Origin of the sequence: Stakelama marina (genome assembly GCF_018122655.1) — a bacterium.
Taxonomy (GTDB): Bacteria; Pseudomonadota; Alphaproteobacteria; order Sphingomonadales; family Sphingomonadaceae; genus Sphingomonas; species Sphingomonas marina.
On record NZ_JAGRQC010000004.1, the window covers coordinates 249,402 to 269,391 of the forward strand.

The 19,990-nt window shown below is 64.3% G+C and carries 25 protein-coding genes; 9 read left to right on the forward strand and 16 right to left on the reverse strand.

Annotation, left to right across the window (positions count from 1 at the left end; all coding sequences use genetic code 11):
• Window positions 1-133 precede the first annotated feature (133 nt).
• The 11 genes from J7S20_RS13815 to rpiB form a co-directional block, all read right to left on the reverse strand.
• Window positions 134-1,006: a 2-dehydropantoate 2-reductase gene (locus J7S20_RS13815; RefSeq protein WP_284054816.1), complete on the reverse strand. Its 873-nt coding sequence runs from the start codon at window positions 1,004-1,006 to the stop codon at window positions 134-136.
• A 37-nt stretch (window positions 1,007-1,043) separates the two neighbouring features.
• Entirely contained in the window at window positions 1,044-1,862 is an 819-nt protein-coding gene (locus J7S20_RS13820; protein ID WP_284054817.1) for a lysophospholipid acyltransferase family protein, read from the reverse strand.
• Window positions 1,834-2,256 (reverse strand): Fur family transcriptional regulator, encoded by a 423-nt coding sequence (locus J7S20_RS13825; RefSeq protein ID WP_284054818.1) that lies wholly within the window; start codon window positions 2,254-2,256, stop codon window positions 1,834-1,836. The genes J7S20_RS13820 and J7S20_RS13825 overlap by 29 nt, the downstream gene beginning before the upstream one ends.
• A 101-nt stretch (window positions 2,257-2,357) precedes the next feature.
• Window positions 2,358-2,771: a Ros/MucR family transcriptional regulator gene (locus tag J7S20_RS13830; RefSeq protein ID WP_284054819.1), complete on the reverse strand. Its 414-nt coding sequence runs from the start codon at window positions 2,769-2,771 to the stop codon at window positions 2,358-2,360.
• Between the two features lie 106 nt (window positions 2,772-2,877).
• Window positions 2,878-3,360 carry a GNAT family N-acetyltransferase gene (locus tag J7S20_RS13835; protein WP_284054820.1) on the reverse strand — a complete coding sequence of 161 codons (483 nt, stop codon included), beginning with the start codon at window positions 3,358-3,360 and terminating at the stop codon, window positions 2,878-2,880.
• The gene (gene tsaB / locus J7S20_RS13840; protein WP_284054821.1) at window positions 3,357-3,995 is read right to left on the reverse strand and encodes a tRNA (adenosine(37)-N6)-threonylcarbamoyltransferase complex dimerization subunit type 1 TsaB; all 639 of its coding nucleotides are present in this window, start codon (window positions 3,993-3,995) and stop codon (window positions 3,357-3,359) included. Before tsaB ends, J7S20_RS13835 begins: the two co-directional genes overlap by 4 nt.
• Before the next feature lie 75 nt (window positions 3,996-4,070).
• A complete protein-coding gene (locus J7S20_RS13845; RefSeq protein WP_284054822.1) occupies window positions 4,071-4,664 on the reverse strand; it encodes a malonic semialdehyde reductase in 594 nt (197 codons plus the stop codon).
• A 42-nt stretch (window positions 4,665-4,706) separates the two neighbouring features.
• Complete coding sequence (locus J7S20_RS13850) at window positions 4,707-5,282, reverse strand: NifU family protein (protein WP_284054823.1); 576 nt, start codon at window positions 5,280-5,282, stop codon at window positions 4,707-4,709.
• 96 nt (window positions 5,283-5,378) lie between these two features.
• Window positions 5,379-5,840: a transcriptional regulator NrdR gene (gene nrdR, locus J7S20_RS13855; RefSeq protein ID WP_284054824.1), complete on the reverse strand. Its 462-nt coding sequence runs from the start codon at window positions 5,838-5,840 to the stop codon at window positions 5,379-5,381.
• A 95-nt stretch (window positions 5,841-5,935) separates the two neighbouring features.
• Window positions 5,936-7,249 (reverse strand): serine hydroxymethyltransferase, encoded by a 1,314-nt coding sequence (gene glyA, locus J7S20_RS13860; protein WP_284054825.1) that lies wholly within the window; start codon window positions 7,247-7,249, stop codon window positions 5,936-5,938.
• A 135-nt stretch (window positions 7,250-7,384) separates the two neighbouring features.
• Window positions 7,385-7,855: a ribose 5-phosphate isomerase B gene (rpiB, locus tag J7S20_RS13865; RefSeq protein WP_284054826.1), complete on the reverse strand. Its 471-nt coding sequence runs from the start codon at window positions 7,853-7,855 to the stop codon at window positions 7,385-7,387.
• A gap of 50 nt (window positions 7,856-7,905) precedes the next feature.
• Here rpiB and J7S20_RS13870 point away from each other — a divergent pair, with 50 nt between their 5' ends.
• From J7S20_RS13870 to J7S20_RS13885, 4 genes are all read left to right on the forward strand, one after another.
• Window positions 7,906-8,391 carry a hypothetical protein gene (locus tag J7S20_RS13870; protein ID WP_284054827.1) on the forward strand — a complete coding sequence of 162 codons (486 nt, stop codon included), beginning with the start codon at window positions 7,906-7,908 and terminating at the stop codon, window positions 8,389-8,391.
• 86 nt (window positions 8,392-8,477) lie between these two features.
• The gene (locus tag J7S20_RS13875; protein WP_284054828.1) at window positions 8,478-9,710 is read left to right on the forward strand and encodes a BtaA family protein; all 1,233 of its coding nucleotides are present in this window, start codon (window positions 8,478-8,480) and stop codon (window positions 9,708-9,710) included.
• Window positions 9,707-10,369, forward strand: coding sequence for a class I SAM-dependent methyltransferase (locus tag J7S20_RS13880; RefSeq protein WP_284054829.1), 663 nt, complete (start codon window positions 9,707-9,709; stop codon window positions 10,367-10,369). The genes J7S20_RS13875 and J7S20_RS13880 overlap by 4 nt, the downstream gene beginning before the upstream one ends.
• Window positions 10,366-10,761 carry an ACT domain-containing protein gene (locus tag J7S20_RS13885; RefSeq protein ID WP_284054830.1) on the forward strand — a complete coding sequence of 132 codons (396 nt, stop codon included), beginning with the start codon at window positions 10,366-10,368 and terminating at the stop codon, window positions 10,759-10,761. Before J7S20_RS13880 ends, J7S20_RS13885 begins: the two co-directional genes overlap by 4 nt.
• A gap of 9 nt (window positions 10,762-10,770) precedes the next feature.
• On the opposite strand, the gene hemA is transcribed toward J7S20_RS13885, so the two are convergent.
• Window positions 10,771-12,012 carry a 5-aminolevulinate synthase gene (hemA, locus tag J7S20_RS13890; RefSeq protein WP_284054831.1) on the reverse strand — a complete coding sequence of 414 codons (1,242 nt, stop codon included), beginning with the start codon at window positions 12,010-12,012 and terminating at the stop codon, window positions 10,771-10,773.
• A gap of 226 nt (window positions 12,013-12,238) precedes the next feature.
• Between hemA and J7S20_RS13895 the strand changes: the two genes are divergently transcribed.
• Window positions 12,239-12,406 carry a hypothetical protein gene (locus J7S20_RS13895; protein ID WP_284054832.1) on the forward strand — a complete coding sequence of 56 codons (168 nt, stop codon included), beginning with the start codon at window positions 12,239-12,241 and terminating at the stop codon, window positions 12,404-12,406.
• A 5-nt stretch (window positions 12,407-12,411) separates the two neighbouring features.
• On the opposite strand, the gene murI is transcribed toward J7S20_RS13895, so the two are convergent.
• Entirely contained in the window at window positions 12,412-13,227 is an 816-nt protein-coding gene (gene murI, locus J7S20_RS13900) for a glutamate racemase (RefSeq protein WP_284054833.1), read from the reverse strand.
• A gap of 91 nt (window positions 13,228-13,318) precedes the next feature.
• Here murI and plsY point away from each other — a divergent pair, with 91 nt between their 5' ends.
• From plsY to J7S20_RS13915, 3 genes are read left to right on the forward strand one after another with little or no spacing between them, the layout of a single operon-like run.
• Complete coding sequence (gene plsY, locus J7S20_RS13905) at window positions 13,319-13,903, forward strand: glycerol-3-phosphate 1-O-acyltransferase PlsY (RefSeq protein WP_284055093.1); 585 nt, start codon at window positions 13,319-13,321, stop codon at window positions 13,901-13,903.
• Window positions 13,896-14,981 carry a DNA-processing protein DprA gene (gene dprA, locus J7S20_RS13910; protein WP_284054834.1) on the forward strand — a complete coding sequence of 362 codons (1,086 nt, stop codon included), beginning with the start codon at window positions 13,896-13,898 and terminating at the stop codon, window positions 14,979-14,981. The genes plsY and dprA overlap by 8 nt, the downstream gene beginning before the upstream one ends.
• Before the next feature lie 11 nt (window positions 14,982-14,992).
• A complete protein-coding gene (locus J7S20_RS13915) occupies window positions 14,993-16,255 on the forward strand; it encodes an APC family permease (RefSeq protein ID WP_284054835.1) in 1,263 nt (420 codons plus the stop codon).
• A gap of 30 nt (window positions 16,256-16,285) precedes the next feature.
• On the opposite strand, the gene J7S20_RS13920 is transcribed toward J7S20_RS13915, so the two are convergent.
• From J7S20_RS13920 to J7S20_RS13930, 3 genes are all read right to left on the reverse strand, one after another.
• Window positions 16,286-16,927 (reverse strand): DUF4893 domain-containing protein, encoded by a 642-nt coding sequence (locus tag J7S20_RS13920; protein ID WP_284054836.1) that lies wholly within the window; start codon window positions 16,925-16,927, stop codon window positions 16,286-16,288.
• A gap of 71 nt (window positions 16,928-16,998) precedes the next feature.
• Window positions 16,999-17,784, reverse strand: a complete 786-nt coding sequence (locus J7S20_RS13925) for a 3-hydroxybutyrate dehydrogenase (protein ID WP_284054837.1) — start codon at window positions 17,782-17,784, stop codon at window positions 16,999-17,001.
• Between the two features lie 18 nt (window positions 17,785-17,802).
• The gene (locus J7S20_RS13930; protein WP_284054838.1) at window positions 17,803-18,945 is read right to left on the reverse strand and encodes a patatin-like phospholipase family protein; all 1,143 of its coding nucleotides are present in this window, start codon (window positions 18,943-18,945) and stop codon (window positions 17,803-17,805) included.
• A 118-nt stretch (window positions 18,946-19,063) separates the two neighbouring features.
• Between J7S20_RS13930 and ypfJ the strand changes: the two genes are divergently transcribed.
• On the forward strand, window positions 19,064-19,948 hold the full coding sequence (gene ypfJ / locus J7S20_RS13935) for a KPN_02809 family neutral zinc metallopeptidase (protein WP_284054839.1): 885 nt from the start codon (window positions 19,064-19,066) through the stop codon (window positions 19,946-19,948).
• The last annotated feature ends 42 nt before the right edge of the window (window positions 19,949-19,990 follow it).

Below are 19,990 nucleotides of genomic sequence, written 5' to 3' on the forward strand. Positions count from 1 at the left end.
GCTGTTGCCACCTGCCTAGCCCGAAACGCGCCGAAGACAAATGGTAATGGGAGGGGGGAACTGGGCCGGAGGCTATCCGCGCGCCAACCCCGGCATCCCATCGGCGGTGGTGTACTGCGGCGGATCGTCGCGATTATCGTGACGCTGCTGCGTTCAATAGCGCGATAGCCAGTTCATTCGCCGGTGTTGCGATGCCGTGTTTTCGACCGAGCCGAACGATCACGCCGTTGCGCGCGTCGATTTCCATCGCGCGACCGGCGATGAAGTCGGCATGGATCGAGTTGATCGAATCCGGCGGCGCTTTTCGATAGTGATCGACAACGTCATCCGGCAGCGTATCGGGCAGGTCGGCACCTTCCGCCCGTCCCACTGAAACGCATTCGGCGGTGAGCATTCGCTTTGCGCGTGCCGCGTCGGATTGGTGGGCGACACCGGCGGGCTTCCCTGTAATTGCATTGACGATCCCGGCGCAGTTCAGGGCGAGCTTGCGCCATGCCACGCTGGTAAGGTCGCGCACGACCGACGCGGTAATCGGCGTGTTTTCGAACAGGCGCATCACTGCATCCCCTGCGTCGTCATCGGCGAGGGTGATCGTACCGCTTCGTCGTTGAACGATATCGCCGGCGGCGTGCCGCTCGGCGGGAATGTCCACGATCGCAGGGGCCATACGCTCCGGTGCAATGCTCCCGGCAAAATGGTCGCGATGTTCGACGCCGTTCTGGAATATCGCCAATATGGTTTTATCGTGAAGCAGGCCGGTCAGCCACTGCCTCGCCGCTGCGCTGTCATATGTCTTCGTCGCCGATATGACGATGTCGACCGGCGTGGTTTCTTCCGGCCGCGTCCTGACCGTCACCGCCGCGTCGATCGTGCCGTTCGGGTGCGAAAGATGAAGATGCGCGAAAGGCGACCGCGCGCAAATCTGAACATCATGGCCGGTTTCGATCAGCCAGGCTGCGATCGTGCCGCCGATTGCTCCCGGCCCAATTATTGCCACCTTGGTCATGCTGTCCCCAGTTTTGGCGTCTTTGACGTGCCGTATCCTAATAAGCGAACTCTCGCAGGGGGTGGCCGAGTGCCGCCACCAATGCTTCCTCTATCCGTTTGCGGCTTTCCGCGGCGATTGCCTTGCGACCGCCATGATCGGCGGGAGAGAAGGGTTCGAGGAAATGGATGGTGACGGGGAAAGTGCCCCGCCGCGCCAGCACGCGGATTGCATTGTCCTTGCCGCTTTCCACGCCGATCCACGAAATCTCTTCGCCCGCATGGTGATAGTGGAGCATTACCGGCTGAACCATCACGCCCTCCGGTGGTGGTTCGAGCACGCGCAGCATCGGCGTCTTGAATTTCAGCAGCGACTTTCCGTCGGTCGTCGTGCCTTCCGGAAAGACCGTGATCGCCCAATTTTCGGCAAGCGCTTCGCGCAGCCGTTCGATCTGCGTCGCGACGCCCATCCGGTCCTCGCGACTGACGTAAACGGTGCGGTTGAGGCCGGCGAGCCAGCCGACGACCGGCGCCTTTTCGATCTCCGCCTTGGCGATGAAGGCGGTGCCGCTCGCCCCGGCCATGGCCAGAATATCGAGCCAGCTGAGATGGTTGGCGACGTAGAACACGTCGCGCTTCAGCGGCTTTCCGACGCGCCGGACGCGGGCTCCGGCGATGCGTGCGCAGGTGCCCAGATAAAAGCGCGGCCAGGGGGAGGGGAGGCGGAACAACCGCCACAGATAATGGAGCGGCACGGCGATGGCCGTCGCCAGCAGCATCAGCGCAACGCGAACGGCGAACCGCAAACGCCCGGCGAGCGTCAATGGCGGCGGATTGCCTGCTGCGGCTTCAGCTCTTGCGGTCGAGTGCGACGCCATAGAGCTCCATGCGGTGATCGACGAGGCGGAAGCCCAGCCGTTCGGCGATTTGCTTTTGCAGGAGTTCGAGTTCGGGATCGACGAATTCGATGACCTTTCCGGTCTCGACGTCGATCAGATGGTCGTGGTGCGATTCCGGCGAAGGCTCATAGCGCGAGCGGCCGTCGCCGAAGTCGTGCCGGTCGAGGATGCCCGCCTCTTCGAACAGGCGCACGGTGCGATAGACGGTCGCGATCGAAATGCCCGAATCGATCGCCGAGGCGCGCTCATAGACTTTTTCGACATCGGGATGGTCGTCGGCTTCGGACAGCACCTTGGCGATCACGCGACGCTGGTCGGTGATGCGCAGTCCTTTTTCATGACACAATGCTTCGAGGTCGATCTTGCGAGCCATTCCGTTCCTTTCCCCCGGAGGATGTAATGCCATCACGCCGGTTGGGAAAGAGGAGATACCCTCTCCGGGCCAATAGCGAAGGCCCGGAGAGGGATATTCGCTCAGCGCTTGCGGCGCTTGGTGCCGAGGCCGATCTTCTTGGCCAGGTTACGGCGCTGTTCGGCGTAGTTGGGCGCGACCATCGGATAATCCGAAGGCAGGTTCCACTTGGCGCGATATTCGTCCGGGGTCATCTCGTAATGCGTCATGAGGTGACGCTTGAGCATCTTGAGCTTCTTTCCGTCCTCAAGGCAGACGATATAGTCGGGCTTTACCGAGGAGCGGATCGAAACCGCCGGTTCCTGCTTGGGCTCCGGTTCGGCCGCGACGCCGCCGACATTGGCAAGCGCGCTATGGACGTTCTGGATGAGCAGCGGAAGATCGGACACGGCAACGCTGTTGTTGCTGACATGCGCGGCAACGATATCGGCAGTCAGGGTAACCAACGTCTCCTGCATATCCGATTGATTATCCATTACATTCCTTTCAAACTTCAATACTGTTCAAGGGGGCAGGCGCATCGTAGGGGTGCACCTGAAGACAACTATAGGATATAATTGTGGTATTAAAAAGGACTTTGCTCTATTCTTTGGTTAACATGCGGTGGAAAGTCTGCGCATCGTATTGCTGGCCAGTAATGCCGCGATAATAACTCGCGCGTTCGCCAACCTTTCTGAACCCTTCGCGGCGATACAGGTCGATTGCGGGATTGCCCTTGCGAACTTCAAGATGAAGTCCCGTAACGCCGCGTGCCCCAGCTTCTCGAATTACAGATCTCAGCAATGCCGAACCGACTCCACGCCGGCGAAAGTCATTGCGCACCGCGAGTAATAGTAGCTCACCGTCATCCATGATCGACCGCGCCAGCGCAAAGCCTGCGCTCTGTCCGTCGACGCTCGCCATGGTCAGCCAGATGCCCGAAAGCGCGAGCATTCCCACGCATTGAGAGGGTGTCCACGCCTCGCCGTAGCGGGGGTCGAACGCGTCCGCCATGATCGCGTTCACGTCGCCGAGGTCGGTCGCATCGCCGGCGCTCAGCGCGACAATGCCGCGCACCGAGCTCATGCCGCGCTCACGCTTGGCTTCGCATCGGGCGCGCGACCATAAATGGGGCGCGCGTCGAGCTCGGCGTAATCGGCAGGCAGCGTCGTCGCATCGGCAGCGCGCGGCAGCGCTTCTGTCGCATCGACCGACGCATCGAGCGCGATCAGGCGGCGCACGCCGCTGCCGATCGCGCGCCGTCCACCGAGCCCGGCCAGCGCGGTTTCGGGACGAAGCGATGCAAGCGGTCCGGTCGCAGCGAAGGGCGCGGCGGTGAAATTCTGCACAAAGACCTCGCCGTGGCCGCCCTCCAGCACCACCGCCAGCGCGTCTGGCGCGTCGGTTTCCGCGAAAGCTGCCGCGGCAAGCAGCGCGAGCGACGAATACCCGGATACGCTGGCCCCCCATCCGATTCCGAGACCGCGTGCCGCAGCAAGGCCGACCCGAACGCCGGTGAAGCTGCCCGGTCCGCAGTCGACCAGTATCCGGCCTGCGCGGCCCTGATCGGGCAGGCCGGCGATCATCGGGACAAGCTTTTCGGCATGGCCCCTGCCGACGACTTCATGCGCCTGCGCGATCACCGACTTTCCGTCGAGCAGCGCGACCGAACAGGCGGCGGTCGCGGTCTCTATGACGAGGGTACGGCTATCGGTCGGCACTGTATTTCCGTTCGGCAAGGCCGATCCACGATAGAGCAGATCGGCCGCACGGCAAGGTCGGGGGAGAAGTGCGCGTCAGCGCACCGTGTTGAACTTGTCGAAATCGGGGCGCGGGCTGCGGTCGAAGATCGTCGACGGATCGCCATGGCCCAGCGTGGAGATGAAGTTCGCCTTCACCTTCGGATTGTCGCCAAAGAAAGCAGCGTTGACCTTGTCATGGTCGAATCCCGACATCGGGCCGGTATCGAGTCCGACTGCGCGCGCGGCGATGATGAAATACGCGCCCTGCAGCGAGGAATTGCGGAAGGCGTGTTCCTTGCGGCCTTCGGGGTCGCCGTCGAACCAGCTCTTGGCGTCGGCATGGGGGAACAGCCAGGGCAGTTCCTCGTGAAAGTCCTCGTCCATCCCGATGACGACCGCCGCGGGCGCGGCGCGAATCTTGTCGGGATTGTTGCCGCCGGCGCAATCGGCAAGTGTGTCCTTCGCCTCCTGCGACAGGCACCAGACGAAGCGGCCCGGCTGCTGATTGGCCGATGTCGGCCCCATTTTCAGCAGGTCGTAGATCCGGCGGATTTCCGCTTCCGTCACCGGCTGGTCGGTATAGCCGTTATAGGTCCGCGCGGTGCGGAAGATCGTGTCGAGCCCTGCCTCGTCGAGCGGCTTTCCCATGGCGTATCCTTTTGCTTGACAGTCGTTCGATGGCGCAGCCGATCAGACGGCGCGAACCTCGGTCACTTCGGGCACATAATGTTTCAGAAGCTGCTCGATGCCGTGTTTCAGCGTCGCGGTCGATGACGGGCAACCCGAACAGGCGCCCTGCATCTGCAGATAGACCTTACCCTTGTCGAACCCGCGATAGACGATGTCGCCGCCGTCGTTGGCGACCGCGGGGCGGACGCGCGTGTCGATCAGGTCGCGAATCTGCGCGACGATATCGGCATCCTCGGGATCGTCCTCGAACTGCTCCGCTGCCGGCGGCACCGCGATGCCTGCTGCCGAGCCGGGCTTGAACAGGGGCATCTGGCCCGAGAAATGGTCGAGCAGGATGGCCAGCACGTCGGGCTTCAGATCGTTCCAATCGACGCCGGGCGCCGCTGTGACCGAGATGAAATTCTGTCCGAAGAAAACGCCGGTCACGTCGCCCAGCCCGAACAGGGTTTCGGCAAGCGGAGATGCCTCTGCCTCTTCGGGCGTGGCAAAGTCGCGCGTGCCCGCCTCCATCACGGTGCGGCCGGGCAGGAATTTGAGCGTCGCCGGATTGGGCGTGGTTTCGGTTTCGATCAGCATGAATGGCATTTGGGCCGGGCGGTCGCAGGGATCAAGTGCAGCGGCGCGAAACGGAGCGTTTCATGCGGGCTTGAGCGCGTCCACCAGGACGCCTTGCTACTGCTTCGCCACCTCGTTCACCGTACCGGCGAATTCTTCGAAATCGCGTGCCTCGGTGAAGTCCTTGTAGACGCTGGCAAAGCGGATGTACGCGACCGAATCGAGGCCTTTCAGGCCGTCCATAACCAGTTCGCCGATACGCTGCGCCGCGATTTCCGATTCGCCGCCCGTTTCGAGCTGGCGCTGGATGCCCGATACGAGCTTTTCGACCTGCTGGCTGTCGATCGGCCGCTTGCGGCATGCGATCGAGACCGAACGGACCAGCTTGTCGCGGTCGAAGGGTTCGCGCTTGTCCTCGGACTTGAGGACGGTCAGATCGCGGAGCTGGATGCGCTCGAAGGTGGTGAAACGCGCGCCGCACGCTTCGCACTGGCGTCGCCTGCGGATCGCTGCGCCGTCCTCGGTCGGCCGCGAATCCTTCACCTGGCTCGCCTCATGGGCGCAGAACGGGCAACGCATTATCGGTGAACCACTCTATTTGAGCCGTTTGCTTCGGGCGCAGTCGAGAAGCCCTGCCAAGGTGTCTCGACTGCACTCGACACGAACGGTTTTCCTTACTGTTGCGGATAGATCGGAAAGCGTTCGCACAGCGCGCGGACGCGCTGCTTGACGTCGGCCTCGACTGCCGCGTCACCGCTCTCGCCCTTCTCGGCAAGGCCGTCGAGCACGTCGGCGACCATGTTGCCGATCTCCTGAAACTCGGCGGTGCCGAAGCCGCGCGTCGTACCGGCGGGCGATCCGACGCGGATGCCGCTCGTCTTCATCGGCGGCAACGGATCGAACGGCACGCCGTTCTTGTTGCAGGTGATCGCCGCGCGTTCGAGCGCCTCGTCCGCGTCCTTGCCGGTGATGCCGAGCGGACGCAGATCGACCAGCGCGACGTGCGTGTCGGTGCCGCCCGCGACGAGATCGGAACCACGTTCCTTCAACGTCGCGGCGAGCATCTTCGCATTGTCGACGACTGCGCGGATATAGCTCTTATACTCCGGGCGCAGAGCCTCACCGAACGCGACCGCCTTCGCCGCGATCACGTGCATCAGCGGGCCGCCCTGCAGGCCGGGGAACACCGCCGAGTTGATCTTCTTCGCGATTTGTTCGTCGTCGGTCATCACCATGCCGCCGCGCGGTCCGCGCAGCGTCTTGTGCGTGGTGGTGGTGACGACATGCGCGTGGCCGAACGGCGACGGGTGCAGGCCGCCCGCGACGATCCCGGCGAAATGCGCCATATCGACCATGAAATAGGCCCCGACCTCGTCGGCGATCGCGCGGAACTTCGCGAAGTCGATCGCGCGGGGATATGCCGAACCACCTGCGATAATCAGCTTGGGCCGATGTTCCTTCGCCAGCCGCTCGACCTCGTCGAAATCGATCAGATGGTCGTCCTTGCGCACGCCGTACTGGACCGCGTTGAACCACTTGCCCGACATCGCGGCCCTGGCGCCGTGGGTCAGGTGTCCGCCGGCGTCGAGGCTCAGCCCCATGATCGTTTCGCCGGGCTTGACCAGTGCGAGCATGACCGCGCCGTTTGCCTGCGCGCCCGAATGCGGCTGAACGTTGACGAACCCGCAACCGAACAGCTTTTTCGCGCGGTCGATCGCGAGTTGCTCGACCTCGTCGGAAGGATGGCAGCCCTGATAATAGCGGCGGCCCGGATAGCCTTCGGCATATTTGTTGGTGAAGACAGAGCCCTGCGCCTCGAGCACCGCCTTCGACACGATGTTTTCCGACGCGATCAGTTCGATCTGATGCTGTTCTCGGTCGAGCTCATGTTTGACGCCGGCAAAGATCTCGGGGTCGGCTTCGGCAAGGCCGCGCGTGAAAAATCCGTCGGGCTGAACGTCGTGGAGCGTGCTTGCATTGGTGCTCATGGCGCGATCCTTCTTGGCGAGGCGTGAATGTTGCTGAAGCGGGCTGCGGGGCCGCATCGTTCTCGTGCGCTATCTATTGCCTGACGGGCAGGATTGCCACCGCCGATTGCCCGCGGGCGGGTCGAAATGTCCTTATCAACCTGCGGCAGTCTCGAACGCAGGTGCGCCGAGCTTGTCGACGCGGTGCGTATGGCGGTCGCCGAGAAATTCGGTCGACAGAAATGCCTCGACGCATTGTTTGGCCATCTCGATCCCGATCAGCCGCGCGCCCATCGCGATGACATTGGCGTCATTGTGCGAACGTGCCAGCTCTGCAGAAAGCGGCTCCGATACCAGCGCCGAACGGCAGGCGGGGTTGCGATTGACCGCGATCGAAATGCCGATGCCCGAACCACATAGCGCAATGCCGAAATCGGCGTTGCCGCTCGCGACCGCCTCGGCCAGCTTGTACCCATAGTCGGGATAGTCGACGCTTTCGGGGCCGTTGGTGCCGAGGTCTTGGACGCTGTGCCCCGTTTCCTGCAACCATTGGGCAATTTCGGCCTTCATGGCATAGGCGGCGTGGTCGGCGGCGATGGCGATGCGGTGCGACATGGTCCCGTCCATAGGACCGATCCGCTGTCGAGCCAAGTATGCACATTGCAAGGGAGATGCGAATGCGAAAGAGCCTGACGATCCTGATGCTGACCACCGGTCTGGCGGCGTGCAGCAGCGCCGATCACGGCGCCAATGCGAGCGCCGGGGGCGACAACGATGCGGGCAGCGCGGTCGTCAACGTCGTCGACGAAACGACCGATGTCATCGGAAGCGGGATCGCCGATGCGGGCAACGCCATTGTCGGGCCGGTCAAGCCCGGCCCCTATGACGACTGGGTTGGTCGCTGGGTTGGCGTAGAGGGGACCTATCTCGACATCACCAAGGCCGAAGGCGGCGGCGACAAATATCTGCTGAAGATGCAGTACGACCTCGACCATAACGGCACCTTCGACGGTGTTGCGACGGACAAGGGCATCCGGTTCACCCGTCCGGGCGGCACCTATGTCCTGCACCACACCGACGGCAACGCGACGGGCATGAAATATCTCGCCGGCAAGAAGGATTGCCTGACGGTCGAGCAGGGTGAGGGCTATTGCCGCGACTGACGTCCGCCGGCTGACACGCCAGCGTCACAGACCCCGGCTAATCGGCGCCAACCGCGCACGGGGGCGCGGATTGGCCGGGGATGGACATGAAGCCCGAACGCAAGAGCACGACCGGACGCGCCGTCGGAGGCGCGGTACACCAGCATCACAATCTGTCGAAACAGGGCCTGTTGGAGCGCGCCTTCACCTTTGCCTTTCGCGGGCTGGTTTACGCGCAGATCTGGGAAGACCCGGTCGTCGACCTGGAGGCGCTGGCGATCACGCCCGATTGCCATGTCGTGACGATCGCTTCAGGCGGCTGCAACGTGCTCAGCTATCTGACCGCCGATCCGAAAGCGATTACGGCAGTCGACCTCAACACCGCGCATATCGCGCTCAACCGGCTGAAGCTTGCGGCCGCGAAGCACCTGCCGGGATATGACGCCTTTCACCGCTTCTTCGCGCAGGCCAACCGCAAGGAGAATGTCCGCGCGTACACAGACCATGTGCGCCCGCATCTCGACGATATTTCGCGGCGCTATTGGGAAGGGCGCGGGCTTGCCGGGCGGCGGCGGATTTCGGGTTTCGGCAAGGGCTTCTACAAGCGCGGGCTGCTCGGCGGGTTCATCGGGATGGCGCATGTCGTCGCGCGGCTGCACGGCCTCGACCCGCGCGACCTGCTGGCGGCGAAGACGATCGAGGAACAGCGCGCAATCTTCGACGCCAAGTTCGCGCCCGTGTTCGACCGGCGGCTGGTCCGCTGGCTGATCGACCAACCCGCATCGCTGTTCGGACTCGGCATCCCGCCGGCGCAGTATGAAGCGCTCGCTGGCGACGATCCGCAGGGGATTTCGGCGGTGCTGCGCCATCGGCTCGAAAAGCTCGCCTGCGGCTTCGACCTCGCCGACAATTATTTCGCCTGGCAGGCATTCGGACGCGGCTATGGGGAAGGACCGGCGGCACCGCTTCCCCCCTATCTTCAGGCCGACAATTACGATGCGGTCGTCGAACGCGCTGACCGCGTCGATGTCCGCCACGCCAACATGGCGGACTATCTCGAATCGATGCCGGATGCGTCGCTCGACCGCTATATCCTGCTCGACGCGCAGGACTGGATGACCGATGCGCAGCTTACCCGGCTGTGGCGCGAGATCACCCGCACGGCGAAGCCCGGCGCGCGCGTGCTGTTCCGCACGGCGGCACAGCCGACGCTGCTTCCCGGCCGCGTGCCCGACGACATCCTGGGGCGCTGGTACTATCGTGCCGAGGAGTCGCTGGACTTCACCGCGCGCGACCGCTCGGCGATTTACGGCGGCGTTCATCTCTATGTGCTGAAATGACCGATACCGTCGCCGGCCATGCCGGTCATATGGACGCGATCTATCGCACCCAGCGTCATTTCTACGACCTGACGCGCAAATATTATCTGCTCGGTCGCGACGCGCTGATCGCCGATCTGGCGCCGCCGCCTGGCGGCACTGTGCTCGAAATCGGTTGCGGCACCGCGCGCAACGCGATCACTGCGGCAAGGCGTTGGCCCGATGCGCGCTTTTTCGGATATGACATATCCGAAGCGATGCTGGAGACCGCGCGGACCAATCTGAAGCGGGCCGGCCTCGAAGGACGTGTCCATCTGGCCCGGGGCGACGCCATGTTCGATGAAGGGGCAAGCCTGTTCGGATGCGATGCGTTCGACCGCGTGTTCATGAGCTATACGCTGTCGATGATCCCCGATTGGCAGGCGGCGATCCGGCTGGCGGCGAAGTCGGTGGCGGCTGGCGGCGCGCTCCACATCGTCGATTTCGGCCAGCAGGAACACCTGCCCGGCTGGTTCCGCGCCGGGCTGTTCGCATGGCTTGCCAAATTCGACGTGACGCCGCGCCGCGCGCTGCCCGTGGTGCTTGAACAGGTCGCGGCCGATGAGGACATGTTGCTTGATTTCCGCGCACCCTATCGCGGCTATGCATGGGCGGCGACATTGAAGAGGCGGACGGCATGAACGCGGTACGGGACGGCAAGGCGATGATCGCGGCGATGGACCCGCAGCTGCTGCCGGGCCGCTTCGTATTCGTGACCGTTGGCGATGATGCGGCAACGCTTTCGCCGCTTGCACTGGGCAGCTTTCGCGAGACGGAGGGGCTGTCGCTGATCCTGGCGGAGGCCGACGCACCCGCCGACGCCGACGCCGGGGCGATGCCGATGCGCTGCATTACGCTGAACGTTCATTCCGCGCTCGACGGAGTGGGACTGACCGCAGCGGTGTCGGGCGCACTTGCCGAATGCGACATTCCGGCAAATATCGTTGCCGCCTATCACCACGACCATGTCTTCGTGCCGGCCGGGATGGCGGACGAAGCGCTGGCTGTGCTTCGCAAGTTGCAGGCTGGGTAAGCCTTCGGTTTACGCCGCCAGCTTCATTTCCATCCGGTCCCAGATCTCGACGAGCGCGCGCGTCAGGTCGCGCATCATCGCTTCGTCATGCGTCGGCCCGGGCGTGAAGCGCAGCCGCTCGGTACCGCGCGGTACGGTCGGGAAATTGATCGGCTGCACATAGACACCGTATTCGGCGAGCAGGATGTCGCTGACCTTTTTCGCCTTGACCGGGTCGCCGACCATCAGCGGGACGATGTGCGTCGTCGAATCCATCACCGGCAGGCCGGCCTCGCGCATCATTGCCTTCAGCCTTGCCGCCGATGCCTGCTGCCCCTCGCGCTCCTCCGAAGAGGCCTTCAGGTGGCGCACGCTTGCGAGAGCGCCGGCGACGAGTACGGGCGACAGCGACGTCGTGAAGATGAAGCCGGGCGCATAGCTGCGGATGACGTCGATGATCGTCTTGTCGGCGGCGATATAACCGCCCATCACGCCGATCGCCTTGGCAAGCGTGCCCTCGATGATCGTCAGCCGGTGGGCGGCGTCGTCACGTTCGGAAATGCCGCCGCCGCGCGCGCCGTACATGCCGACGGCGTGAACCTCGTCGAGATAGGTCAGCGCGTTGTACTTGTCGGCAAGGTCGCAGATCGCGTGAATCGGGGCCACGTCGCCGTCCATCGAATAGACGCTTTCGAATGCGATCAGCTTCGGCGTCGCCGGGTCTTCGGCGGCGAGCAGTTCTTCGAGATGCGCGATATCATTGTGGCGGAAAACGCGCTTTTCGCAGCCCGAATGGCGGATGCCCGCGATCATCGAGGCATGGTTCAGCTCGTCGGAAAAGATGATGCAGCCGGGCAGCACCTTGGCAATCGTCGACAGCGTCGCCTCGTTCGAGACATAGCCCGAGGTGAACAGCAGTGCGCCTTCCTTGCCGTGCAGATCGGCGAGTTCGGCCTCCAGGTCGATGTGATAATGCGTGTTGCCGCCGATATTGCGCGTGCCGCCCGATCCGGCGCCGACGTCGTGCAGCGCCTCTTCCATCGCGCCGATGACCTTGGGATGCTGGCCCATCGCCAGATAATCGTTCGAACACCAGACGGTGATCGGCTTGGGGCCGTTATGCCCGGCAAAGCAGCGCGCATTGGGGAACATCCCCTTGTTGCGCAGAATGTCGATGAAGACGCGGTAGCGCCCCTCGGCATGCAGACGGTCGATCGCCTGCGAGAACACGCGGTCGTAGTCGACCGGGCGGGATTCGGTAGGGCTCGTCATGTCAATCGCTCCGTTACCGGCAAAGCGCGGCGATTTCCAGTAAGTTGCTTTACGGAACGGGTCGGCGGCCGATCGTTTCCACGACAAGCACCGCCGAATCTTGCTCTCCATCAAGACTCCCGGGTGCTCGCTGTGGTAGAGAAGAAGTCATCGCGGTTGCTCAGGAACAAGCATGGCCGCGACAGAGAGAGAATGCGCTCCCGCTTGAATTATCGGGATTTTGCCAATGACTGACCAACATGAATATTGGGCGAAGCGTGTACAGCAGGAACGCGACTCGGCGGATCGTGCCAGCGACGCTGCCGTGCGGCGTATCCATATCGAATTGGCCGAGCGGTATTCGGCATTAATGGGGGAAGAGTCGGTTCGCGTTGCCATTCCGGCGCGGAACTGACCTCGCTATAGAGTCTGAAGCTCGGTGAGCCCGAACCGGCCAAGCGCCGGGGCGAGCCGCGCTGCATTATCCGCCGGTCCGGTAAACACCGCGATTCCCGGTGGTGGCGATTGCGGCCATTGCTGGCCCTGCGTCAGATAGGCGATGCGCCGCGCGATGCCCGGACCGCCGTCGATGAAGCGCAACGGGCGGTCGGCGGCCTGTGCCAGTTCCTCGGCAACGAGCGGGAAATGGGTGCAGGCGTTGACCACGATGTCGATGCGTTCGCCGCCCGGCTGGCCGAGCAGCCCGTCAAGGACCGCGCGATACTGGGCGGGGGTGCCCGCTTCACCGCGCAATTTCGCCTCCGCCAACGTCACGAGTTCGGCCGAGCCATGCCGCAGCACGGTGCAATCGGCCGCGAACTTCGCCGTCAGGTCGTCGACATAGGCCTGGCGAACCGTAGCCCTTGTGCCCAACACGCCGATGACGCGTGTCTTGCTGATTTCCGCAGCGGGTTTGATAGCAGGCACGGTGCCGACAATCGGCAGGTCGAGCGCGGCGCGTACCGCCGCAAGCGCGATTGTCGAGGCGGTATTGCACGCGATGACGATCAGCCGCGGGTGGTAGCGCTCGGTCAGCCGTCCGAGCAGCGCCGGAACCCGCGCCGCGATCTCGGCATCGCTGCGCGTGCCATAGGGGAAGCCCGCCGAGTCGGCAGCGTAGACAAAGGGCGCGTTGGGCAGCAATTCGCGCGCCGGGCGCAGCACCGACAGGCCGCCGATGCCCGAATCGAAGAACAGGATCGGGCGGGCGTCGGTTGTCGGGCTGGCTGGATTCATTTCGGTGTTGATGGAGATTGTTGCGGATAGACAATCCACCCCCTAGCTTGCCTGTGGCAAGGGGGCGAGTGTGCAGACTGAAATTTTATGGATGGCGCCTGCGGCTGCTTTGGTCCTGGGATATCTCCTGGGCTCGATCCCGTTCGGCATGATCCTGACGCGCCTTAGCGGTGCGGGCGATCTGCGCTCGATCGGTTCGGGCAATATCGGCGCGACCAATGTGCTGCGCACCGGTCGCAAGGGATTGGCCGCGGCGACATTGCTGCTCGACCTGTTCAAGGGATGGGCGGCGGTAGCGCTCGCCATGTGGCTGTTTCCGGGCGATCAATTGCTGGCGGCGGCTGCTGCCTTTGTCGGCCATTGCTATCCGGTCTGGCTGAAATTTCGCGGCGGCAAGGGCGTGGCGACCTTCATGGGGATCGCGCTTGCGCTGTGCTGGCCCTGTGCGCTGGTCTATGCGCTGGTCTGGCTCGGCCTGCTGGCGACCGTGCGCATTTCTTCGCTGGCGGGGATCGCCGCTGCGATCAGCGCGCCGGTGAGCGCGGCCTGGTTCGGCGATTTCAGTGTGTCGTTGCTGTTTCTCGCACTGGCGCTGATCGTGCTGTGGAAGCATCGCACCAATATCGACAGGCTCATCGCCGGGACCGAGCCCAGGGTCGGCAGCAAGAATGACTGATGCCGCGTTCGCGCGGCTTCGCCTGATCCGCTCGGCCAATATCGGGCCGGTCACCTATCGACACCTGCTCGCACGCTTCGGCAGCGCCGAGGCCGCGCTCGATGCGCTTCCCGCCCTGGCGGCGCGTGGCGGGAACCGCGCGCCGAGAATTGCCGATGAGCGCGCGATCGCCGACGAAATCGCGACGGTCGAGAGGCTGGGCGCGCGTTACTGTTTCCTGGGCGATGCCGACTATCCGGCGCTGCTTGCAGAGATCGAGAATCCGCCGCCCGCGATGATCGTGCGCGGCGACATGTCGCTGCTCGCGCGGCCGACCGTGGCGATGGTCGGCGCGCGCAATGCCTCTGCCGCCGCGGTCCGCTTTGCCCGCACGCTCGCCGCTGGGCTGGCGGGGGAGGGGGCGACGGTAATTTCCGGCCTCGCGCGCGGAATAGACACCGCTGCGCATATCGCCTCGCTGTCCTCGGGCACGGTCGGGGTGATCGCCAGCGGCATCGACATCGCCTTCCCGCCCGAAAATGCCGAATTGCAGGAAGCGATCGCGACGCAAGGACTGCTGATCGCCGAACAGCCGCCCGGCACCGAACCGCGTGCCCGCCATTTTCCCTATCGCAACCGCATCATCGCCGGCGCCGCGCTGGGCACCGTGGTGGTCGAGGCTGCACCGAAATCGGGGTCGCTGATTACCGCCCGATTGGCCAACGAAGCGGGGCGCGAGGTGATGGCGGTGCCCGGCAGCCCGCTCGATCCGCGTGCGCAAGGATGCAATCTGCTGATCCGCGAAGGCGCGACGCTGGTCCAGTCGGCTGCGGATATTCTGGAGATGCTGCGGCCCATCGATCTGCGCGCGGTCCGTTCGCCGACATCGCCCTTTTCGTCGGAAACTGGCGGCGCCGACGCGGGCGAGGCCGAGCGCCGCGCCGTGACCGAACTGCTCGGTCCGGTGCCGGTGGCCGTCGATGAAGTCATTCGTCAGGCGGGATGCTCGGCAGCGGTCGTCCAGACCGTACTGCTTGAGCTGGAATTGGCCGACCGGTTGGAACGCCATGCCGGGGGACGGGTTTCCCTGACAGGATAAGAAGGGAATGCATGGCAGATAGCGGCAAGGCACTCGGGCCCGTCAGAGTATGGGCACTGGCGGCGGGCGGCATGGTCGGCGGGGGGATTTACATCGCTCTCGGCGTTGTGATCGCAGCAGCGGGTATCTGGTCGTGGCTCAGCTTTCTGCTCGCTGGAATCGTCGCCGTCGCCACCGCCTGGAGCTATGCCACGCTATCCAATCACTTCGGCAAGGCGGGCGGCGCCTTCGAATTTCTGGAAGAAAGCAATCGCGAAGGCTGGGCCGGCAGCCTGTCATGGCTGCTGATCGTCGGATACACGCTCACCATTTCGGTCTATGCCTATGCCTTCGGTCATTATGTCGCCTGGTCGTTCGGCGGAGGACCATGGGCGATCCGGCTGCTCGCCGCGGGAATCGCGGCGGCGCTGATCGGCCTCAACCTGCTCGGCGTGGGCAAGATGACGATGGTCGAGGTGGTGATCGTCTCCGGCAATCTGATCGCGCTTCTGGTGCTGGCGGCATTCGGGCTTGCGCACTGGAACCCGGGTCAGCTTTCCAACGGCATCGCTGCGCACCCGCCCACGGCGGCATTCGCCGGGGCGGCTGCGATCTTCATGTCCTATGAGGGCTTTCAACTTCTCGCGTATGATTATGACGAGGTGCGCGACGCGCAGCGCCTGTTCGTACCGGTGCTGGTGTCCGCCGCGATCTTCGTGGTCTTCGTGTACGTCGTCGTGGCGCTGGGGGCGCCGATGCTGGTCGGCGCCGGCGCGATCGTCGATCAGCGCGAAGTGGCGCTCAGCGTCGCCGCGCGCGCGGCAGCCGGAACGCCGGGTATGATCGCAATGACCGTGGCAGCCGGGTTCGCGACGTCGGCCGCGATCAATTCGACGCTGTTCTCGACCGCCAAACTGGCGCGCCGCGTTGCCGATGACGGTGAACTTCCGCGCTGGATCGACCATGAAAACGGCGCCGGCGTGCCGGACCGTCCCGTGGTCGTGATCGGCGTGCTGGCGGGCACACTTGCGGTGATAGGATCGCTCTCCTCGCTGGTCGAAGCGGCGAGCCTGGTGTTTCTCGTGACCTTCGCCATCGTCAATCTGATGGCCTGGCGCCATGCCGGGAGACGGAAATGGATACCCGGCATCGGCATGGCGCTGGGCAGCGTCATCGGAACGGTTCTCATCATCCGGCTTGCGCGCAGCGAAACGATCCCGCTGGCGGTGCTGGGCATCCTGATGCTCGTCGCGATCTTCGTGCGGCCCCGTCTGCTGGCGGGCCGGGGCAAATAGCCTCGCCCGGTTCGGCGGCGCACAAGCCGGTCAGTTGGGCGTTTTATCCGCGGGTACCAGCTCGATCACGTCGAGCAGCGATTCGAAATGCGGATAGGGGAGCGCGAGCCGCCAGCGGCTGTCGCCGACACGCTTCACATAGCCTGCCATGTCGCGTTTGGGATCGCGGCCATATTGCAGCGCCGTCTTTTCATCGCCGAGTACCAGCGTGCCGAGGAATACCGCGCGCGTGTCGCTGTCGGGCAGGATCAGCCCCACCGGACGCTGCGAACCGCTGGTCTTGTAGAGCGCGGCGATGCCTTCCTCATCCTCGACGCGGCATTCGGACCATGGATACTGCGTGAAGTCACGCGCGGCGGTTCCGGCCGAGCCGAGCTTGAACGTGCGGCAGCGATAAAGACCCGGCGGCGGCATCGCTCCCGCGAGCGCGAGGTCGGGCTTGAACAAATCGCCCTGCGCAGCGACCGCCTTTGCGTCCGCCGTCCGGGCCTTTGACAGCGCGTCGATCCACGCATCGCGCCAGTCGCGAAGCCGTACCCGGTCCTGGGCCGTTGCCATCCGGTGCCAGTCCGCCGCCGGCGCTGCGCCAGCCATATCGGGCGGCGCGGCATGATTCGCGCAGGCGGACAGAGCCAGCGCCGTCACGGCGACGGCGAACGATTGCTTGAGCATGGAGACGCGACCCTCGAACACGATCGGTCGAGACTAGCGGCGATTTCCGTGCTGTCGAACCCCGATTTGCGTCAGGCCGCCGTCCAGCCGCCGTCGATCGAATAATTCGCACCCGTGATCGCCTTCGCTTCGTCGCGGCACAGGAAGATGGCGAGTGCGGCGACCTCGTCGGGCATCACGAATTCCTTGGTCGGCTGTGCCGCCAGCAGAACATCGTTCATCACCTGCTCGCGCGTCATCCCGCGCGATTTCATCGTGTCGGGAATCTGGTTCTCGACGAGCGGCGTCCAGACATAGCCCGGCGAGATGCAGTTGACGGTGATGCCGTCGGTCGCGGTTTCGAGCGCCAGCGTCTTGGTCAGACCGGCGATGCCGTGCTTGGCCATGATATAGGCGGTCTTGTTCGGGCTGGCGATCAGGCTGTGCGCAGACGCGGTGGAGATGATCCGGCCCCAGCCCTTTTCCTTCATGTGCGGGACCGCGGCGCGGAACAGATACCAGGCCGATTTCATGTTGATGTCGAGGATCGCTTCGAACTTTTCGGGCGGAAAATCCTCGATCTTCGCGACATGCTGGATGCCGGCATTGGCGATGACGATGTCGGGGCCGCCGATTTCGTCGTGGCAACGCTTGACCATCGCTTCGATCTCGTCGGGCTTGGTCATGTCGGCGGCATCGTACAGCGCGGTCGCACCGCTCGTCTCGGCAAGGGCGGCGCGTTCTTTCTCGATCTCACCCTCGTCGCCGAAGCCGTTGATCACCACGCTCGCGCCCTCGGCGGCGAACGCCTTGGCATAGGCCAGCCCGATGCCAGAGGTCGAACCGGTGATGATGACGCTTTTGCCCTTGAGGAACATGAGGGGGGATACTCCTTGTCAGCGGTGGGTAAGGTCGAAGGCGGCGGTTTTCCCGTCGATGATGTTCTGCGCGACGAGACGGGCATTGGCCATCGTTTCGGCGATCGCCTCTCGCCCTGCATGCCAGTGTTCGTGCATCGTGCGCTGCGAAAATTCGAAGTCGCGGCTGCCGCCCTCCCAGGCATTGGCGCGGTAGATCAGATGGACGAGGTTGACCGGCAGCTCGGTCGCCTGTTCACGAAGCGCGACCACATCGGGGTCGTCTGTCAGTTCGGCGGGGAGCTTCGCGAGGACCTTGCGGATGGCCTCGCGTTCGGCGCGCAGTCGCATCCGTTCGGTGGTGACCGACCGGGTACGGCTGGAAAAGCGGATTTCCTTTTCGCGCGCCATCACGTCCATGATCGTGCGCGGCCGCTGATCGTTGGCCGAAAACAGGTCGACCTGAAACGCCAGCATCGGCGCATCCTGATTGTCGAGGACGTGGATCAGCGGCGTGTTGGAAACGAGGCCGCCGTCCCAATAGAGCTTTCCGTCGATCTCCACCGGCGGCAGTCCCGGGGGAAGCGCGCCCGACGCCATCACGTGGCGCGCATCGATTTCGGTATCGTGCGTGTCGAAATACCGGAAGTTGCCGCTCTCGATCTCGACCGCGCCGACCGACAGGCGGACCGGACCGTTGTTGAGCAGGTCCCAGTCGATAAGCTGGTCGAGCGTGGCAGCAAGCGGCGTGCTGTCATAAAAGCTCAGCGCCTCGACCGTACCGGGGACGGCGAGCGACGGCGGGATCGGTCGCGGCCGGAAAAAGCCTGGCACGCCGGTTGCGAGGACCGCGCCTGCCGACCATTCGTGCACGAACTCGCGCACGACATCCTGCGGGAAGATCGGAAAGCTGGGCAGCGCGCTCGTGACCTCGTCCCAGAATGCGCGAAGGTGCTTGATGCGTCGTTCGGGCGGATTGCCGGCAAAGATCGCGGCGTTGACCGCGCCGATCGAGATGCCCGCGACCCAGTCGATATCGATCCCCGACTCTCCGAGTGCCTCGATCACGCCTGCCTGATAGCTGCCAAGCGCCCCGCCGCCCTGCAGGACAAGGGCGACGCAATCGGGCAGGGGCATCGGGCCGCGCTGGCGGCGCGACGCGGATGGGTCGGCATCGGCCATGACGCACCAGATGGCGCTTATTGTGCGCTGCATCAAGGCGGCTCGCACGAATTTCCCATGCAACATGGCAGCAGCTCGCGCATTATGCTCGGCGACCGAAGCGACAGGGGAATGTGCAATGCGGCTCGACGATCTCGACCCGACCAGGAATGCCCGGGATCTCGGCAGCGGAGGCGGTGGCGGCGGCGGCTTCCCGCTGCTCGGTCTGTTGCCGCTGTTGCTCGGTCGGCGCATGGGGTGCGGTGGGATCGCGCTACTCGTGATTATCGGCGTCGCATATATGGCGCTCAGTGGTGGTGGCGGGATGCTGGGTTCGACCGGCGGGAAGGTCGGATATGGCGGACAGCAGCAGTCGTCCGCGAATCGCCCCTGCGACACGCAGGCGGAACTGTTCGCCTGCCGCGTGATGACGTCCACCGACGATACATGGGACAGCATCTTCCGCTCCGAAGGGCTGCGCTACACACCGGCGACGATCAATTTCTACCGCGGCGGCGCGCAATCGGGCTGCGGCGCCGCGCAATCGGCGATGGGGCCGTTCTACTGCCCCGCCGATGACGGTGTCTATCTCGACACCAGCTTTTTCGACGAACTCAAGCAGCGCTATGGCGCGAGCGGCGACTTCGCCCAGGCTTATGTCATCGCGCATGAAATGGGCCATCACGTGCAGGATTTGCTGGGCACCTCGGCTGACGTGCAGCGCCAGCAGGCGCAGCTTGGTCGCACTGCGGGCAACAAGCTGTCGGTGATGCTGGAATTGCAGGCGGACTGCTACGCCGGTGTATGGGGCGCGAAGAATCGTGATCGCCTGGAACCCGGCGATGTCGAGGAAGGCATGACCGCCGCCAATGCGATCGGCGACGACACGCTTCAGCGCGAGGCGCAGGGGCGCGTGGTGCCCGACAGCTTTACGCATGGTACGTCGCAGCAGCGCATGCACTGGCTACGCGTGGGGTTGCAGACCGGCGATCCGGCCCGCTGCGACACTTTCAGTGGCGTTTAAGGGCGCGGGCCCGCGCTTCGCAGTCGCGCGACGGAAGCGCAG

What these genes read in the sequence shown, in the direction of transcription:
- J7S20_RS13820 (WP_284054817.1), bottom strand. Translation starts at nt 1,862, where the DNA reads ATGGCGTCGCACTCGACCGCAAGAGCTGAAGCCGCAGCAGGCAATCCG.
- J7S20_RS13845 (WP_284054822.1), bottom strand. Translation starts at nt 4,664, where the DNA reads ATGGGAAAGCCGCTCGACGAGGCAGGGCTCGACACGATCTTCCGCACC.
- J7S20_RS13885 (WP_284054830.1), top strand. Translation starts at nt 10,366, where the DNA reads ATGAACGCGGTACGGGACGGCAAGGCGATGATCGCGGCGATGGACCCG.
- J7S20_RS13880 (WP_284054829.1), top strand. Translation starts at nt 9,707, where the DNA reads ATGACCGATACCGTCGCCGGCCATGCCGGTCATATGGACGCGATCTAT.
- J7S20_RS13875 (WP_284054828.1), top strand. Translation starts at nt 8,478, where the DNA reads ATGAAGCCCGAACGCAAGAGCACGACCGGACGCGCCGTCGGAGGCGCG.
- J7S20_RS13895 (WP_284054832.1), top strand. Translation starts at nt 12,239, where the DNA reads ATGACTGACCAACATGAATATTGGGCGAAGCGTGTACAGCAGGAACGC.
- J7S20_RS13915 (WP_284054835.1), top strand. Translation starts at nt 14,993, where the DNA reads ATGGCAGATAGCGGCAAGGCACTCGGGCCCGTCAGAGTATGGGCACTG.
- J7S20_RS13825 (WP_284054818.1), bottom strand. Translation starts at nt 2,256, where the DNA reads ATGGCTCGCAAGATCGACCTCGAAGCATTGTGTCATGAAAAAGGACTG.
- J7S20_RS13925 (WP_284054837.1), bottom strand. Translation starts at nt 17,784, where the DNA reads ATGTTCCTCAAGGGCAAAAGCGTCATCATCACCGGTTCGACCTCTGGC.
- rpiB (WP_284054826.1), bottom strand. Translation starts at nt 7,855, where the DNA reads ATGGACGGGACCATGTCGCACCGCATCGCCATCGCCGCCGACCACGCC.
- J7S20_RS13835 (WP_284054820.1), bottom strand. Translation starts at nt 3,360, where the DNA reads ATGAGCTCGGTGCGCGGCATTGTCGCGCTGAGCGCCGGCGATGCGACC.
- dprA (WP_284054834.1), top strand. Translation starts at nt 13,896, where the DNA reads ATGACTGATGCCGCGTTCGCGCGGCTTCGCCTGATCCGCTCGGCCAAT.
- J7S20_RS13930 (WP_284054838.1), bottom strand. Translation starts at nt 18,945, where the DNA reads ATGGCCGATGCCGACCCATCCGCGTCGCGCCGCCAGCGCGGCCCGATG.
- J7S20_RS13815 (WP_284054816.1), bottom strand. Translation starts at nt 1,006, where the DNA reads ATGACCAAGGTGGCAATAATTGGGCCGGGAGCAATCGGCGGCACGATC.
- J7S20_RS13870 (WP_284054827.1), top strand. Translation starts at nt 7,906, where the DNA reads ATGCGAAAGAGCCTGACGATCCTGATGCTGACCACCGGTCTGGCGGCG.
- J7S20_RS13830 (WP_284054819.1), bottom strand. Translation starts at nt 2,771, where the DNA reads ATGGATAATCAATCGGATATGCAGGAGACGTTGGTTACCCTGACTGCC.
- ypfJ (WP_284054839.1), top strand. Translation starts at nt 19,064, where the DNA reads ATGCGGCTCGACGATCTCGACCCGACCAGGAATGCCCGGGATCTCGGC.
- J7S20_RS13850 (WP_284054823.1), bottom strand. Translation starts at nt 5,282, where the DNA reads ATGCTGATCGAAACCGAAACCACGCCCAATCCGGCGACGCTCAAATTC.
- hemA (WP_284054831.1), bottom strand. Translation starts at nt 12,012, where the DNA reads ATGACGAGCCCTACCGAATCCCGCCCGGTCGACTACGACCGCGTGTTC.
- J7S20_RS13920 (WP_284054836.1), bottom strand. Translation starts at nt 16,927, where the DNA reads ATGCTCAAGCAATCGTTCGCCGTCGCCGTGACGGCGCTGGCTCTGTCC.
- glyA (WP_284054825.1), bottom strand. Translation starts at nt 7,249, where the DNA reads ATGAGCACCAATGCAAGCACGCTCCACGACGTTCAGCCCGACGGATTT.
- nrdR (WP_284054824.1), bottom strand. Translation starts at nt 5,840, where the DNA reads ATGCGTTGCCCGTTCTGCGCCCATGAGGCGAGCCAGGTGAAGGATTCG.
- plsY (WP_284055093.1), top strand. Translation starts at nt 13,319, where the DNA reads ATGGCGCCTGCGGCTGCTTTGGTCCTGGGATATCTCCTGGGCTCGATC.
- murI (WP_284054833.1), bottom strand. Translation starts at nt 13,227, where the DNA reads ATGAATCCAGCCAGCCCGACAACCGACGCCCGCCCGATCCTGTTCTTC.